We start from the raw sequence: 14,937 nt of genomic DNA on the forward strand, positions 1-14,937 counted from the left end.
TGACTGATGAAAGCACTGTATCTGACGGGGGCGGCCACGCTGGCGCTGCTTTCCGCGACGCCCGCCTTCGCCCAGACCGCACCAGCCGTGCCCGCGGCCGCACAGGCCGAACCCGCTGCTTCCGAGGACGCTCCGCCGGGTGACATCATCGTCACCGCGCAGAAGCGCTCCGAGCGGCTGCAGGACGTGCCGGTCGCGGTGACGGTCGTGTCGGGCGATGCGCTCGCCACGCAGGGCAAGACCAGCCTCGAGGGCGCGCAATATCTCGTGCCGTCGCTCAACTTCCTCAAATCGGGGACGACGCTCAACCAGTCGCTGTTCCTCCGCGGCGTCGGCACCTCGACCTTCTCGATCGCGGGCGAGCCGTCGATCTCGACCGTCGTCGATGGCGTCGTGTTCGCGCGCGCGGGCGAGGCGTTCGGCGATCTGGTCGACATCGATCAGCTCGAAGTGCTGCGCGGGCCGCAGGGCACTTTGTTCGGCAAGAACGCATCGGCCGGCGTGATCAACATCATCTCGAAGAAGCCGACCAGCACCTTTGGTGGCTATGTCGAGGCGGGCTTCTTCACCGACAGCGAATATCGCGGTCGCGCAGTGCTCAACGTGCCGCTCGCCGAGGGGCTGCGCTCGCGCCTGACCGGTTTCTACACCAATTATGACGGCAACATCCGCAACACGACGACGGGCAAGCTGGTCAATGGCTGGGAACATTATGGCGGCCGCCTGCAGGTCGACGCCGATGCCGGGCCGAACGTGAAGCTCGCCTTCATCGCCGATTATCATCACAACGACGACGATTGCTGCGGCGAGGTGATCGCCACCGGGCCGATCAACACCGCGACCGGTGCCGTCACCACCAACGCCTCGACCGCGGGGCTGCCGACGCCGCGCGGCACCAACACGCGCGAGCTCGCGCAGAACCTCGTCACGCGCACGACCGAGACCGGCTACGGCTTCTCGCTCCAGGCCGATATCCAGGCGGGGACGCAGACCGTCACCTCGATCACCGCGTATCGCAATTACAAGAATACCGAGATTCGCGACGGCGATTTCCTACCCGCCGCCTATATCGGCTTCAACCAGCTCCACGATTTCGGGCCGCAGACCGGCAACACCTTCAGCCAGGAATTGCGGCTGACCTCGCCGGGCAACCAGTTCCTTACCTATGTGCTGGGTGCCTATTATTCGCGTGCCGAGAGCGAACGGATCTTCACGCGCAACGATCAGGTCTGCAATGCGGCGGCGAGCCCTGCGCCGACCGCGCTGACGCCGTGCTCGAGCGCGCTCGCCGCGCCCTCGACCTTCCCGACCGGCACCGCCGATTTCGGATCGGTGTTCAAGAATTTCGCTTTGTTCGGGCAGGGGACGATCAATATCGCGTCGCGCTTCCGTGTGATCGGCGGCTTGCGCTACACCGTCGATCAGCTCGACGTGTTCCACATCCGCCGCACGACGCTCGCCGGGCCGGGCATCAACGGCAATTTCGATGCAGGCGTCTACAATAACGGTCTGGGCGGCGGCGTGTCGAACGGCGTGCCCTTCACCGCCAAGGCGACTAACGAGAATCTGTCAGGCAAGGCCGGCGTCCAGTTCGACATTTCGCGCGGATCGACCGCGTATGCGACCTATGCGCGCGGCTATAAGGGGCCGGCGTTCAACGTCTTCTACAATTTGACCGCGACGGGCACCAACGCGATCGCGCCCGAGACGTCGGATTCGTACGAGCTCGGGCTCAAGAACACTTTCTTCGGGGGCAAGCTTACGCTCAACCTCGCGGCGTATTACGCGAAATATCACAATTTCCAGGCGAACAATCCCGATCTGGTGGCGGGCGTGGTCGTCACGCGCTTCACCAATGCCGGTGACGTCTCGACGCGCGGCGTCGAGCTCGACACGACCTTCCGTCCGGTCCGCGATCTCAACCTGACCGGCGGCGTCGCGTATACCGATGCGCATGTCGATGCGTTCAAGGCGCCGCTCGGTGCGGCGGTCGTGCCGTCGGGAACGCCGCTCGGCTTCGCGCCGAAGTGGAAGGGCAATCTCGGCGTCGATTACCGCGTCCGCACCGGCGGGTTCGCCGATGTCCTGCTGGGCGCGCAGGGGTCGTACCAGAGCAGCCAACTGGGGTTGTTCTCGGCCGATGCGGTGCAGCGGCGGCTCGGGACGATCGGGGCCTATGGCCTGGTCAATCTGTCGGCGGGGCTCGTCAGCAAGGACGAGCATTACAAGCTGACCTTCCAGGTGCGGAACCTGTTCGACCAGAGCTTCGCCGCGTCGATCATTAATGGCGGGCCGGGCCAAGCCTATCGCTACCAGATCCCGCGCGATGCAGATCGCTACTTCGGCGTGACCGGACGCGTGACGTTCTGATCCTATAATCCTCCCCCGGGAACCGGGGGAGGTGGCAGCCGAAGGCTGACGGAGGGGGGCTCTCCGCGGGCGGTAGCGCTTGCAGCGGCGCCCCCTCCACCACCAGCCTGAAGAAGGCTGGTGGTCCCCCTCCCCCGCTTCGCGAGGGAGGATTTAATGTGCGGCCACCATTCCGTCGCCGCGCTCGCTTTCATCGATCGGCACGATCACCGGGATCAGCAGGTGGATCGCCAGCAGCGCCGCCAGATACGACCCCGCACAGATCGTCAGCGCGGGCGCGTAGCCCCAGCCGTGTGCGAGCGCATAGGCCTGGAACTGGATCATCCCGATCGAACAGAGATTGCCGCAGAACGCCGCGATCCCGATGCGCGAGCCGACCGAGCGCGCCGGGGTGATGTCGGTCGTCACGCCGAACACGTTGGTCGAGAAGCCCTGATGCGCGAACAGCACGAGGCCGAGCAGAAACGCCGCGCTCCACGGGCTCGACACCGATTGGACGAACACCACCGGCAGGACGAGCAAGGCATAGCCCAGCATCGCGGTCTTCCGAGCGCGGTTGACGCTCCACCCCATCGCCATCAGCCGCGATGGCAGGAAGCCGCCGGTCAAAGCGCCACACGCCGCGAGCACATAGACCAAAGCCACCGGCAGCCCGAGCGTACCCTGCGGCAGCCCGAACAGCCGGTGGAACAGATCGGGCAGCCACAGCAGCATGAAGAACCACACTTGATCCGACAGCACCTTGGCGATTGCGATCGCGGCGGTCTCGCGGCTGCGCAGCACGCTGAGCCACGGCACCGGCGCCGGCGCGACCGCGTCGAGCGCGACCGGCTTGATGCGGATCGCGAACCACACGACGACCCAGACGACGCCCAGCCCGCCCGCAAGCAGGAACGCCGCCTGCCAGCCGAACGCCACCGCCAGCGCGGGAATGAACAGTGGCGTGACGATCGCGCCGATATTGGGCGCGGTATTGCCGATGCCGAGCGCGATCTGGCGGTCCTTGTGGTTGAAATAGGTCGCCGCCGATTTGACCGCCGCCGGCGTGCCGACCGATTCGGCGATCCCCAGCACGATGCGCGCGGCGAAGAAGGCGGGGACCGAGGTGGCAAAGGCATGCGCCATGCCGGCGAGGCTCCAGATCAGCACGCCGAGCGCGAAACCGAGCCGCAAGCCGACGCGGTCGAGGAACCAGCCCGTGCCGAGAAAGGCGAAGGCGGTCGCGATCTGAAAGGCGGTGCCCATATTGGCATAGTCCTGATCGGACCATTGGAACTGCGCCTCGAGCGTCGGTTTCAGCAGCGCGAGAATCTGCCGATCGACATAATTGAGCATCACCGCGACGAACACCATCGCGACGATGATCCAGCGTGCTGCGCCGCCCCTGATTGGCCCCTTGATTGCCCCCCTGATTGCCATTGCCATCCACTCCCGTCATTTTTGTGCGACAGCGTTGTCAGATCGAGGGCGCTTGCGCTAGACCCCACGCTCCGTCACCCCGGCCTTGTGCCGGGGTCCACCGCGCCGCAAATACTCGCAGGCGCGGTGTGCGGCACGGTGGATGCCGGAACAAGTCCGGCATGACGGATGGGAAGAATGGCGAGCAAATACCCGAAACGTCCGCTCCCGATGGCTGCCGATCTCTATGGCGACCTGTATGGCGATATCGAAGCAGCGCCCAAGCATGAGTGGCGCGGCTATGTCCCCGGGCTTGTGGTGGTGGCGATGGGCACGCTCGCCGCTGGGTTCCTGTCGGATCATTACGGCGTGCCGCTGACGCTGATGGCGCTGCTGATCGGCCTTGCGCTCAATTTTCTCAGCGCCGACACGCGGTTGACGCCGGGGCTTGCCTTCGCCTCGCGCTCGCTGTTGCGCTGGGGGATCGTGCTCGTCGGGGTGCGGATCACCTTCGGGCAGATCGTCGCGCTGGGGCCGGTCGCGTTGCTGTGCGTCGTGCTGATCGTCGCGCTGACGATGGGGGCGGGGATCCTCGCCGCGCGGCGCTTCGGCTTCGATACGGCGTTCGGTATCCTGGCGGGCGGATCGGTCGCGATCTGCGGCGCGAGCGCGGCGATGGCGCTGGCGACGACGCTCGGCGAGAAGCGCACGACGCAGGCGCAACTGACGCTGGTGCTGGTCGGCATCTCGGCGATGAGCGCGAGCGCGATGATGCTCTATCCGCTCGTCGCGCACGCGTTCCACATGAGCGATCTCAAGGCCGGCTTCCTGCTCGGCGCGGCGATCCACGACGTCGCGCAGGCGCTCGGCGCGGGCTATTCCTATTCGGACGGCGCGGGCGGGATCGCCGCGATCGTCAAGCTGACGCGCGTGGCGCTGCTCGCGCCGGTGCTCGCGGTCGTGGCGATGGGCCTCGCGCGTTGGGGCGGCGGGGGCGAGGGCGCCGCGAAGGGGCCGGGCGTGCCGTGGTTCGTGATCGGCTTCTTCGTGCTCGCGGGGATCAACTCGTTCGGCGTGATCCCGCCGATCGTCGCGAGCGGTGCCGAGAAGGCCGCCGCGGCGATGCTCGCGACCGCGGTGACCGCGACTGCGATCCGCTCGCCGCTCGCGCAATTGCTCGAGGCGGGCCCCAAGCCGCTGCTGGTGATCCTGATCGCGACGCTGGTGGCGTTCGGCCTGGCGCTGGCGGCAGCCCTTCTGCTGATCGGCTGACGGCGCCTCCCCTCCCTGGAAGGGAGGGGATCGAGGGGTGGGTTGCTCGCAATGGGAACGTCACGCCCGCCCCAGACCGACCCACCCCCAGCCCCTCCCTTCCAGGGAGGGGAGCGGCTATCCTCCGACCCCTCCCTTCCAGAGAGAGGAGCGGCTACGCGCCGACCGGCCCGGTCGATTCGCGCACGATCAGTTCGAACGCCACTTCGCGCCGCTCGATCGGCGCGTCGGCGGGGCTGAGCAGCAGATCGGCCGCCTGATACGCCATCTCGCGCGTCGGCTGCCGGATCGTGGTGAGCGGCGGCCAGACGAAGCCCGCCAGCGTGGTATCGTCGAACCCGGCGACCGACAATTGCCCCGGCACCGTCAGCCCGCGGCGATGCGCGACGGTCAGCACGCCCGCCGCCATATCGTCGCTCGATGCGAAGATCGCGGTCGGCGGCACGGCGAGCGCGAGCAATTCCTCCGCCGCCTGCGCGCCCGAGGCGAAGTCATAGCTGCCCTCGCGCACCAGGATCGGATCGAGCGGCAACCCCTCCTGCCCGAGCGCGCGCGCATAGCCGCGCATCCGCTGCCCGCTGGTCGCATAGCTCGGATGCCCGGCGATGAAGCCGATCCGGCGATGGCCGAGCTCGAGCAGATGCGTTGTCATCACCCGCGCCGCGCGCTCATTGTCGATAAAGGTCGAGCTCGCCAGATCGACCGCACTGCCCGGCGAGACGCGGACGAAGCGCACGCCGCGCCGTTCGAGCAATTCGAGCACCTGCGGATGGTCCGACACCGGCGGGGTCAGGATCAGCCCATCGACATGCGTCGCATCGACCAGATTCTCGATATCGTCGAGCAGCGTGGCGGCATTGCGGTCATAGGGTTGCGCGATCATCCGCACCCCGTCCTGTGCGCAGCGGTCGCGGATCCCCGACTGCATCTCATAGACGTAATAGGGGCTCGGATTGTCGCAGATCAGCGCAATCTGGAAGCTGCGCTTGCCCGCGAGCGAGCGCGCCGCGGTGCTCGGGCGGAAGTTGAGCTCGGCGACCGCGGCCTCGACCTTGGCGCGCGTCTCGGTCCCGACATAGCGCTCCTTGTTGAGGACGCGCGAGACGGTCTTGATCGACACCCCCGAGACTCGCGATACGTCCTTGATCGTCACGCGCAAAATGCCGGCTCCCCGTTGCCCTGCTGCGGGTGTGCCGCAGCAGGGCCGGGTCGGCAATACGCATCCGCCCCGAGCGACGGCTTATGCCATCGTGTTGCGGCCGCGTTCGATCGTCGCGGTGTGTCCGACGCTGGCGGTGGTGTTCGCCGCCTTGATCGTCTCCACCATGATCCAGTCGTTGCTCGCCTTGGCCGGCGTCAGCGTCATCGCCATATAGCCGCGGCGCGAGGTGTCGCACCATTTGAGCTCGGGATTGGCGCGGACCAAGGTCGCCGCGATCACCTTGGGATCGGTGCGTGTTGCGGCTTCGTAGCCGGGCGAGCTGACCGCGTGGCCGGCGAATTCGACGCCGGCGGCCTTGCCGTCCTGCCCGAGATCGTACGCCCAGGCATTGTGGCTGTCGCCCGACAGCACGATCAAATTCGCGCCGAGTGCCTGCGCGCCCTTGAGGAAGCGCGCCCGCGCCGCGGGATAGCCGCCCCAATTGTCGTAGTTGAACGGCAGGCCCGCCTTGGCGGCGGCGACGCCGGCGAGGATGTAGTTCTTCGCCCGCGCGGGGGCATCGGGCGCGACCCAGCTCAGCGCGTCCTGCGGCATCATCGTCTCGCCCATGATCGTGCCGAAGCCGACCACCTGCCAGCGCTGACCGGTGCGGACCGATTGCGCCATCGCATGGCTGAGCCAGCTTTCCTGCTGGCTGCCCATCATCGTCACCGCCGGATCCATCCAGGCGCCGTTGCGGAACGCCTTCAGCGCGGCGGTGGGATCGGCTTCCTTGAACAGCGGCGCGACATCGGGCTGCTTGGTGCGCGCGAGGAGGCGCGTCTCGGTGCGGAACAGCGTGGCGAGCGTGCCGATCTCATATGCCTTCCACGGCTCGTCCGAGACCGGCATCCATTCGCGATACGCCTGGATCGACGCGGCACGGCGCGCATTCCAGTCGCCTTCGTCGGCCTGGTGGTTCTCGGCGCCGCCTTCCCAGCTGTCATTGGCCGATTCGTGGTCGTCCCATTGCACGATCATCGGCAGCTTCTGGTGGAGCGCCTGCAGCGCCGGGTCGCTGCGATAGCTGGCATAGCGGATGCGATAGTCGGCGAGGTGGAGCAATTCGGTCGCGGGCAGGGGCACGCGTCCGGCGACCTGGTCCTTGAGCGCGGGATAGTCGCCCGTGCGATATTCGTAGAAATAGTCGCCGAGATGGATTGCGAGGTCGATGTCGTCACGTGCGGCGGCGTGCGCATAAGCGTTGAAAAAGCCATAGGGCAGGTTCGAGCAGGAGAAGGTCGCGGTGCGGAAGCGATCGACCGGGCCGACCGGGAGCGTGCGCGTCGTGCCGACGGGCGAAAAGCTGCCGTCGGGGGCGACGAAGCGGTAGTGGTAGCGCGTTCCGGGCTTCAATCCGTCGACCGTGATCTTGGCGGTGAAATCGCGCCACACGCCCGTGATCTGCGATCCGCCCGCTGCGACGCGTGCGAAATCGGGCGTTTCGGACAGTTCGACGCGGACCTCGGCGGTGTCGCCGGCAGCGGGGACATAGCGCGTCCACAGCAGCATCGAATCCGCGCCCGGTTCGCCGCTTGCGACGGCATGGGTGAAGCCACGCGCCGAGGCGACCGACGGCGTCTGCGCGAAGCCCGGCACGGCAAAGGCGCCGATCCCGAGCGAGCCGGTCAGCAGGAAGGAGCGACGGTCGATACGGATGGTCATGCGCGGGTCTCCAAAAGGTAGCGATCCCCTGCCACCGGGATATGGCGCGTTCGTGACAGCGGCTATCCCGCGGCGTATGCCGCGCCGATGGGGGGCTCCATGACAGAACCGATGGCACTGCCGTGGCGCTGGCTGGCGGCCGCGCTGATGGTGTTCGTCGCGCTCGCGCTGCTTCACCCGATCGACCATGACGAAAGCCAATATGTCGCCGCCGCTATGCTCAGCGCGCACGGTGATCTGCCGTATCGCGACTATCCCTATCTCCAGACGCCGCTCCAGCCGCTGCTCTTCGCGCCGATCGCCTGGGCGGCGGGATGGCATGCCTGGCTCGCGCTGCGGCTGACCAATGCGCTGCTCGGTGTTTGCATCCTCGGCTGCGTCTGGCGCGCGGCGCGTGAGGCGGGGGTGGGGGCAGGCGCCGCGCTGGCAGCGGCAGCGTTGCTCGGCGCGTGCGACATACTGTTGTTCAGCATCTCGACCGCGCGCAACGATGCGCTGCCAGCGGCCTTGCTCGCCGCGGCGCTGATCCCGATCGTGCGCGCGCAACGGGGCGGGGCGACGCGGGCAGCGGCGGTGTTGGTCGGGGTGCTGCTTGCGGCGGCGGCGGCGGCGAAGCTGTCCTACGCGTTCCCGGCAGCGGCCTATGGCGGCTACGCGCTGTTCGACCGGCGGCATCAACCGCTGTCGGTGGTGCTCGGCGCGGTGCCGGTGGTGGGATTGGTGGCGTGGAGCTGGGCGCTTGCACCCGACGCGTTCGTGTTCGGGACGATCACCTTTCCGGCGGTGGCGCCCGCCGAATTCTACGCCGATCGGCCGTGGAAGCTCTCGCTGCTCGGCAAGGCGGTCGACACGCTCAAATTCCTCGCACTGGGGCCGGCCTTGCTGGCGCTGGTCGTCATCCGCAGGCGGCTGTGGCGGCCGGGCGTGCTCGAGCTTGTGCTGGTCGCGGGGCTGGTCGCCGCGCTGCTGCCGCTGCCGACATGGCGGCAATATCTGCTGCCGGCGCTGCCGCCGTTGTTCGTGCTGCTCGCGCTCGAATGGCAGCGTGCGCGCCCTGCGCGCTGGATGCGGGCGCTGGTCGCAGTGACGCTCGGTGCCGGGCTTGCCCCGACGCTGATCACGGCGATACAGTCGCGCGGCGCAACTTCGCTGCCGGCGGCGCTGAGCGAGGCGCGCGCGATCGGGGCTGCGCTCGATCGGGCGGGCGTGCGGGATGGCGTCGCGACGCTCTCGCCGCAATTCCTCGGCGCGACGCACGCGTTGCCCGATCGCCGGTTCGCGACCGGTCCCTTCTATTTCCGGAGCCACGCCTTGCTTCCCGCGGACCGCGAAGCCGCGATGCACCTCGTCTCGGCGGATCGCCTCGCCGCGGTAGACCGATCGCCGCCCGCGACGGTCCTGGTCGGCGGCGAAGGCGGCTGGAGCAGCGGCGATGTCGCGCTCGATGCCCGGCTCGAGGAGTGGGCGCGAACGCGGCAGTATCGCGCGGTGCCGCTCGATAGTGCGCGCTTCCGACTGTACATTCGGTAACATTCGCGCCCTCGTTTCGCCCGAATGCCCCGTTAGCCCGAGGCCGTGCCGGATATTGCCGCTTCCACCTTCCGGTCCGCCATGCCCATGCCGCGCTGGGTCATGCTGTTCGCGGTCGCCTTGCTCGTCAGGGCGCTGACCTTCGGCAACCCGATCCTCCATGTCGACGAAGAATTCTATTTCGCGACCGCGCAGGCGATCGCGCACGGGGCGATCCCCTATGTCGATGTGTGGGACCGTAAGCCGGTCGGGCTGTTCCTGCTCTATGTGCCGGCCGCCGCCCTGGGGCTTCCGCTCGGCATCTGGGCGTATCAGGCGCTGGCGCTGGCGAGCGTTACCGCGACCGCGACGCTGATCGCGCGGCTGGCGGATCGTGCGGGCTGGGCGAAGGGCGCACTGCCAGCCGCGATCGCCTATCTGCTGTGGCTCAATCTGCTCGAAGGCGAGGGCGGGCAGACCCCGGTCTTCTACAATCTGCTGATGGTCAGCGCGGCGAGCCTGCTCGCGCCGCGGCCAGACGATGCCGCGCAGGCGAGGCGCCGCTTCGTGCAGGGGTGCGCCGCGCTCGCGCTGGTCGGGCTGGCGTTGCAGATCAAATATACCGTGGTGTTCGAAGGGCTGTTCTTCGGCCTGTGGTGGATGTGGCGCGAATGGCGGCTCGGCCAGCGCTGGTGGCGCGTAGCGCTGTTGGCGGTCCCGCTCGCGGCGCTCGCCGCGCTGCCGACGCTTGCGGCACTGGCGTGGTTCTGGGCGCACGGGCATGGCGACGCCTTCGTCTATGCCAATTTCGCCTCGATCGGCGCGCGCGGTGGCGATCCGATCACGCACGAGCTCGGCAATCTCGCACTGATGCTGTTGATCCTTTCACCGCTGATCGCGATGGCGATCCTCGCCGCGCGCTGCCCGAGCACCGAAGCCACGCGGTGGCCGCTGCGGCGCTGGCTGTTCGGCTGGGCGATCGTCGCAGGGCTCGGCGTGTTGGTGTTCCGCGGCTATTTCGATCATTATGCCTTGCCGCTGCTGGTGCCGCTGTGCGTCTGCGCGGCGGGGTTCTTCGCCCAGCATTACCGTGCGATCCGGGTGCGTGCGCCGCTGCTGATCGTCGTCCTGCTCGCCTCGCAGGTCGTTTTGCTGGTCAAGCGGCACGAGCGCGGGACACCCGCGCAATTCGCGGCGATCACGCGGTCGATCGGGCACGGTCCGGGGTGTCTCTATGTCTTCTCGGGATCGCCGATGCTCTATCCGATGGCGGATCGCTGCATGCTGACGCGCTACCGCTTCCCGCGCCATATCGGCCAGGCGCGCGAGCGCGGCGCGATCGGCGCGGACCAACAGAGCGAGCTCGAACGGATCCTCGCGCTGCGGCCGGCGGTCGTCGTGCTCGGCGCGCGCTATCGCGGTGAGCGCGCCGAGCTGCGCGCGCTGTTCGAGCGCTATGTCGCCGCCCATTATCGCCAGCGCGCCGATCTGCCGCTCGGCGGCAGCCGGATCGCGGTTTACGCGCTGCGCTGAAGCGGAAGCGCCCGCTTGGCGTCGACCAGACCCTGATAATAGGCCATCAGGTCGATCGCATGGTCGCGGTCGCTGCGCACCTTGGTCGCGGCGACGAGCGCCGCGCGGCGCAGCACGCGCTGGTCGCGCGCGAACAGCCGGTGGATCGCCATCGCCGCGCTCTGCGCATCGCGCGCGGTGTAGAATTCGGACGCATAGGGATCGGCGACTTCGGCGCAGCCGCCGGTGTCGGGCACGATCAGCGGCAGGCCACCCGCCATCGCCTCCGACGCGACGAGTCCGAACGGCTCGGCCTCGGACCCATGGATCAGCGCGTCGCAGCTCGCGACGATCCGCGCGAGCCGCTCGCGGTCATAGACCGGGCGGAACATGCGGATGTGCGGCGATCCGGCGATCCGCGCCTCGATCTGACGGCTTTCGACGCCGTTGCCGAGCAGGATCAGCCCGACCGGCAGCTCCGATCCGGCGCGCTCGACCGCGTCGATCACCAGCCGCCAGCGCTTCTCGGGATGATGCCGCCCGAGCCCGAGCAGCAAATGCCCGCTCGGCGGCAGGTCGCACTGCGCGAGCAACGCCGCGCGCAGCCGGTCGTCGCGCAGATCGGGCGAGAAATGGCCACGCTCGATGCCGAGCGGCATCGACGCGTCGATATGCACCCCGCGGCCCTTGAGCCGCTTTTCGAGCGCCGGGCCGTTGGTGACGACCGCATCGAAATGCTTGAGGAAGCGCGACATGTAGCGGCTGTACCAATCGAACGCCTGTTCGAGCCGCTCCTGCGGCGCCATCCCTTCGAACCAGCGCAGCGCATAGGCGGCCATATTGTCGTTGTGCATGAAGAACGCCTTGACCGCGCCTCCCGCATATTTCGGCTGCCACTTGCCGATCACCCACGGCAGGCGCCACGGCGACGACGTCTCGACGACGTCGGGTTGCAGTTCGTCGAGCCAGCGCAGGATCGGCGCGGCGTCCCAGAACAATCCGTAATTCTGGTCGAGCGGCAGATGCCCGGTCTGGATCCAGATCACCTTGCCGCCGCCGGGGCGCTCCTCGACCGCATTTTCGCGGCCGGGCGCGAGCACGATCAGTTCATGCCCGAGGTCGGACATGATCCCCATCTTGCGATCGATATAGGTGCGCACCCCGCCACCGGTCGGCGAGTAGAATTCGTTGACGTCGACGATACGCATCGCAGGATCAGCTCCCGAGCGGGCCGAAACCACCGAGCCCACGCAGATATTGGGCATGAATGGTCGTCGTCACAACCCCCTCGGGCACTTCGATCCGCGCCATGTCGAGCTTGGGGCGCGTACGGCCGAGCTTGACGTTGCTGGCAAAGCCCGCGCCGTCGGCCCAGAAGTTGAACTTGTTCTTGCCGTCGCGATTGTGCGTGAAGAGCAGCGCATAGGGGCCAGGCGTCGGCACGCGGATGCACAGGCTGATCGGGCCGGTCTGCGGCGTGGGCAGGCGGACGCGGCGGAAGAACTTGCCTTCCTTGATCAGGTCGCGATCGTCCTTGAGGAAATCGGCCTCGGTCGCGGGATAGAGTTCGAGCTTCAATTCGCCGGTGCGGTCCTTCAACCCATCGACGTTGACGCGGATCGCCGGGCCGCCGCTGCTGCACGCCGCGGCATCGCTGCCGAGGACCTGTGCCGCCGGCGCCGCCGCAGGAAGCCCTGTCGCCGCGAGCAGCGCTGCCACCCCAGCCAGAATCTTGCGCATCTTCAATTCTTCCTCACCAGGCCGACCAGCCCGAAGATCGCGACCAGCACGACATGGACGAGCAGGGGCAACGCCGCCGTCACCGCAATCAGCACCGACAGCTCGGCATCCTGCCCGATCAATAGGGTGGCGAAGGTGGCGAAAAGAAGGTCCTTGTTCGGCACGAGCGGCAAGCGCCCGACGATCATCCGCGCCGCCGAGAGCAGCAGCCACATGCCGAGCGTGACGGTCGGCAGGCCGAAATGCCAGGTGAAGGCGATCAGCACGCAGCCCGCGATCAGCCGCAGGCAGTGGATTCCGAAGATCCACCACAAGGTCGCGCGCGGCAGAGAGAAGACCCGCTTCGAAAAGATCAGGAACGGCAGCGACATCGCGAACACCGCGACGACCGACCAGATCGCATTGTGCAGCCCGTGCGGCGTCAGCAGCCCGATGCCGAGCGGCATGGCGACGGCGATCATCGCCAGCGTCACCATGTTGCCGGCGATCGCCGAGAGGATGCTGACGTCCTTCACCGCGCCGAACGGCGCTGCGACCATCGACGAGCGTTGCCGCGCCCAGGCGTAGAAATACGCCTCGCCCGAATAATTGAGGATGTCGTTGGCGATTCGCTTCTTGGTCAGCGCGACGAAACCCGCGGCCGGGATTCCCCACAACCGCCGAAAGATGATGAAGTCGCCGGTGACCGGCGCGATATAGAGCAAAGCGAAGAAGACGTAGAACAGCGGGTTGGTCGGCATCGCCGCGAGCAGGCTGTCGACGCCGAGCGCGCGCAGCTTGAGCCCGAGCCAGACGATCATCACCACCGTGACCGCGGCGCCGAGATAGGACGGCCAGCGGCGCTTGAGCGGCGCCATCGGCTCCAATCCGGCAAGGTCAGCGGTGCCGGTCAATCCCGGCAGGGGGGGCAAGGGGGCATAGGCTCCCGACCCGGGGGTCGCAGCGCCGATCCCGGGGCCGGTCTTCATCTGTGTCACGTGGCGCGTTTGTCCGCTGGTTCAAACCGGTCGAGACGGTCCATTGGCGCGGCTTAACGGCAGAAGTGTGGCGCGGCAATTTCCGGCACGGCCGCGCCGGGCGGTCGGAAAAAGCTGGCAGGTCATCGTGGTCGGACTGCGCGCTTGGGAAACTTTTGCTACAAACGCACGTTAGCATGCCTCCATGTTGAGCCCACGACCTCCCGCTGCGCACATTCTCGCCTTCGCTCAGACGCTTGAGGGCGGCGGTGTCGAGAAGGCGCTGCTCCGGCTCGTGCGCGGCTGGAGCGATCTCGGCCGGCGCGTGACGCTGGTGCTCGGCGATGCCGCGGGGCCGCTCGCGCGCGACCTTCCCGATGGAGTCGAGACGCGGCTGCTCGGGCGGACATCGATGATCGGGATGGGCGGGCTCGCCAGTTTGACGCACGAGATCGGGCCAGACGTCCTGTTCTGCCCGGGCAACCATTATTCCGCGCTCGCCGCCTGGACCAAAATGCGGCTCGGGCGCGCGTGCCCGCCGATCGTCGCGAAGATCTCGAACGCGCTGGTCCGCCGCGACCACGGCCCCGCATTCGCGATGGCGTATCGGCGCTGGCTGCGCTGTCATCCAAGCTTCGTCGATCGGCTGGTGGCGATGAGCCCGGCGATGGCCGACGAAGCCTGCGCCGAAATGGGCGCGAGTCGCGCGATGTTGAGCGTCATTCCCAATCCGCCGGTCCGCGCGGTGCGCGACGCCCCGCTGCCCGAGATGCCGGCCGGGCGGTTTCTGCTGGGGGTCGGACGACTCGCGCCACAAAAGCGCTGGGACCGGCTGATCGACGCGTTCGACCGGATTGCCGATCGCGATATCGCGCTGATGATTCTGGGCGAGGGTGCCGAGCGTGCCGCGCTCGAGGCGCAGATCGCCGCTTTGGGGCTTGGCGGGCGCGTCTCCCTTCCGGGGCATGTCGCCGATCCGACGCCGGTGATCGCGCGTGCGGCGGCGCTCGCATTGGTTTCCGATTTCGAGGGCGTTCCCGGCGTGCTGCGCGAGTCGCTCGCGGTCGGGACGCCAGTGATCACCACCGATTCGAGCGTCGCGGTGCGCGAGATCGTCACGCGGCCAGCGCTCGGTTCGATCGTCACGCCCGGCGATGCGGGCGGATTGGTCGCCGCGCTCGACCATTGGCTCGCCCCCGGCCGCGCGCGCCCGCGGCCCGTGCCGCAGCCGGGCGAGGATGCGGCGGCGGCATATCTCGATCTGTTCGACGAGGTCGTGCTCGAACGGCGTTTCGCGATGGTGGCGTGACGCGC

Annotated in this window: 11 protein-coding genes; 5 read left to right on the plus strand and 6 right to left on the minus strand. The window is 67.9% G+C overall.

The genetic code is table 11. The features are described 5' to 3' along the window. Positions 1-6: 6 nt before the first annotated feature. A complete protein-coding gene (locus EAH76_RS13795; RefSeq protein WP_140850841.1) occupies positions 7-2,370 on the plus strand; it encodes a TonB-dependent receptor in 2,364 nt (787 codons plus the stop codon). A 153-nt stretch (positions 2,371-2,523) separates the two neighbouring features. On the opposite strand, the gene EAH76_RS13800 is transcribed toward EAH76_RS13795, so the two are convergent. Continuing rightward, a complete protein-coding gene (locus tag EAH76_RS13800; protein ID WP_140850842.1) occupies positions 2,524-3,789 on the minus strand; it encodes an MFS transporter in 1,266 nt (421 codons plus the stop codon). Positions 3,790-3,999: 210 nt separating this feature from the next. Here EAH76_RS13800 and EAH76_RS13805 point away from each other — a divergent pair, with 210 nt between their 5' ends. Continuing rightward, positions 4,000-5,040: a YeiH family protein gene (locus tag EAH76_RS13805; protein WP_140851004.1), complete on the plus strand. Its 1,041-nt coding sequence runs from the start codon at positions 4,000-4,002 to the stop codon at positions 5,038-5,040. Positions 5,041-5,194: 154 nt separating this feature from the next. On the opposite strand, the gene EAH76_RS13815 is transcribed toward EAH76_RS13805, so the two are convergent. Together EAH76_RS13815 and EAH76_RS13820 are read right to left on the minus strand one after the other, a co-directional pair. Then, complete coding sequence (locus tag EAH76_RS13815) at positions 5,195-6,199, minus strand: LacI family DNA-binding transcriptional regulator (RefSeq protein ID WP_140850843.1); 1,005 nt, start codon at positions 6,197-6,199, stop codon at positions 5,195-5,197. Between the two features lie 81 nt (positions 6,200-6,280). Further along, entirely contained in the window at positions 6,281-7,906 is a 1,626-nt protein-coding gene (locus EAH76_RS13820; protein ID WP_140850844.1) for an alkaline phosphatase D family protein, read from the minus strand. Positions 7,907-8,005: 99 nt separating this feature from the next. Between EAH76_RS13820 and EAH76_RS13825 the strand changes: the two genes are divergently transcribed. Continuing rightward, positions 8,006-9,436 carry a DUF2029 domain-containing protein gene (locus tag EAH76_RS13825; protein WP_241659694.1) on the plus strand — a complete coding sequence of 477 codons (1,431 nt, stop codon included), beginning with the start codon at positions 8,006-8,008 and terminating at the stop codon, positions 9,434-9,436. Positions 9,437-9,517: 81 nt separating this feature from the next. Further along, positions 9,518-10,948 carry a hypothetical protein gene (locus EAH76_RS13830; protein WP_140850846.1) on the plus strand — a complete coding sequence of 477 codons (1,431 nt, stop codon included), beginning with the start codon at positions 9,518-9,520 and terminating at the stop codon, positions 10,946-10,948. Here the strand turns inward: EAH76_RS13830 and EAH76_RS13835 are convergent. The 3 genes from EAH76_RS13835 to EAH76_RS13845 are packed head-to-tail and all read right to left on the minus strand — an operon-like array spanning position 10,933 to position 13,635. Beyond that, the gene (locus EAH76_RS13835) at positions 10,933-12,135 is read right to left on the minus strand and encodes a glycosyltransferase (RefSeq protein ID WP_140850847.1); all 1,203 of its coding nucleotides are present in this window, start codon (positions 12,133-12,135) and stop codon (positions 10,933-10,935) included. The genes EAH76_RS13830 and EAH76_RS13835 overlap by 16 nt on opposite strands. Before the next feature lie 7 nt (positions 12,136-12,142). Next, the gene (locus EAH76_RS13840) at positions 12,143-12,667 is read right to left on the minus strand and encodes a DUF2141 domain-containing protein (RefSeq protein WP_140850848.1); all 525 of its coding nucleotides are present in this window, start codon (positions 12,665-12,667) and stop codon (positions 12,143-12,145) included. A 2-nt stretch (positions 12,668-12,669) separates the two neighbouring features. Beyond that, entirely contained in the window at positions 12,670-13,635 is a 966-nt protein-coding gene (locus tag EAH76_RS13845) for a hypothetical protein (RefSeq protein WP_431357990.1), read from the minus strand. A 193-nt stretch (positions 13,636-13,828) separates the two neighbouring features. Here EAH76_RS13845 and EAH76_RS13850 point away from each other — a divergent pair, with 193 nt between their 5' ends. Then, positions 13,829-14,932, plus strand: coding sequence for a glycosyltransferase (locus tag EAH76_RS13850; protein WP_140850850.1), 1,104 nt, complete (start codon positions 13,829-13,831; stop codon positions 14,930-14,932). Positions 14,933-14,937 lie beyond the last annotated feature (5 nt).

The organism is Sphingomonas glacialis (assembly GCF_006439055.1).
Taxonomy (GTDB): Bacteria; Pseudomonadota; Alphaproteobacteria; order Sphingomonadales; family Sphingomonadaceae; genus Sphingomonas; species Sphingomonas glacialis_A.

Excerpts from the sequence above, each read along its gene's own strand:
- EAH76_RS13825 (WP_241659694.1), top strand. The coding sequence starts at position 8,006 with ATGACAGAACCGATGGCACTGCCGTGGCGCTGGCTGGCGGCCGCGCTG.
- EAH76_RS13830 (WP_140850846.1), top strand. The coding sequence starts at position 9,518 with ATGCCCATGCCGCGCTGGGTCATGCTGTTCGCGGTCGCCTTGCTCGTC.
- EAH76_RS13845 (WP_431357990.1), bottom strand. The coding sequence starts at position 13,635 with ATGAAGACCGGCCCCGGGATCGGCGCTGCGACCCCCGGGTCGGGAGCC.
- EAH76_RS13800 (WP_140850842.1), bottom strand. The coding sequence starts at position 3,789 with ATGGCAATCAGGGGGGCAATCAAGGGGCCAATCAGGGGCGGCGCAGCA.
- EAH76_RS13835 (WP_140850847.1), bottom strand. The coding sequence starts at position 12,135 with ATGCGTATCGTCGACGTCAACGAATTCTACTCGCCGACCGGTGGCGGG.
- EAH76_RS13840 (WP_140850848.1), bottom strand. The coding sequence starts at position 12,667 with ATGCGCAAGATTCTGGCTGGGGTGGCAGCGCTGCTCGCGGCGACAGGG.
- EAH76_RS13820 (WP_140850844.1), bottom strand. The coding sequence starts at position 7,906 with ATGACCATCCGTATCGACCGTCGCTCCTTCCTGCTGACCGGCTCGCTC.
- EAH76_RS13795 (WP_140850841.1), top strand. The coding sequence starts at position 7 with ATGAAAGCACTGTATCTGACGGGGGCGGCCACGCTGGCGCTGCTTTCC.
- EAH76_RS13850 (WP_140850850.1), top strand. The coding sequence starts at position 13,829 with ATGTTGAGCCCACGACCTCCCGCTGCGCACATTCTCGCCTTCGCTCAG.
- EAH76_RS13805 (WP_140851004.1), top strand. The coding sequence starts at position 4,000 with ATGGCTGCCGATCTCTATGGCGACCTGTATGGCGATATCGAAGCAGCG.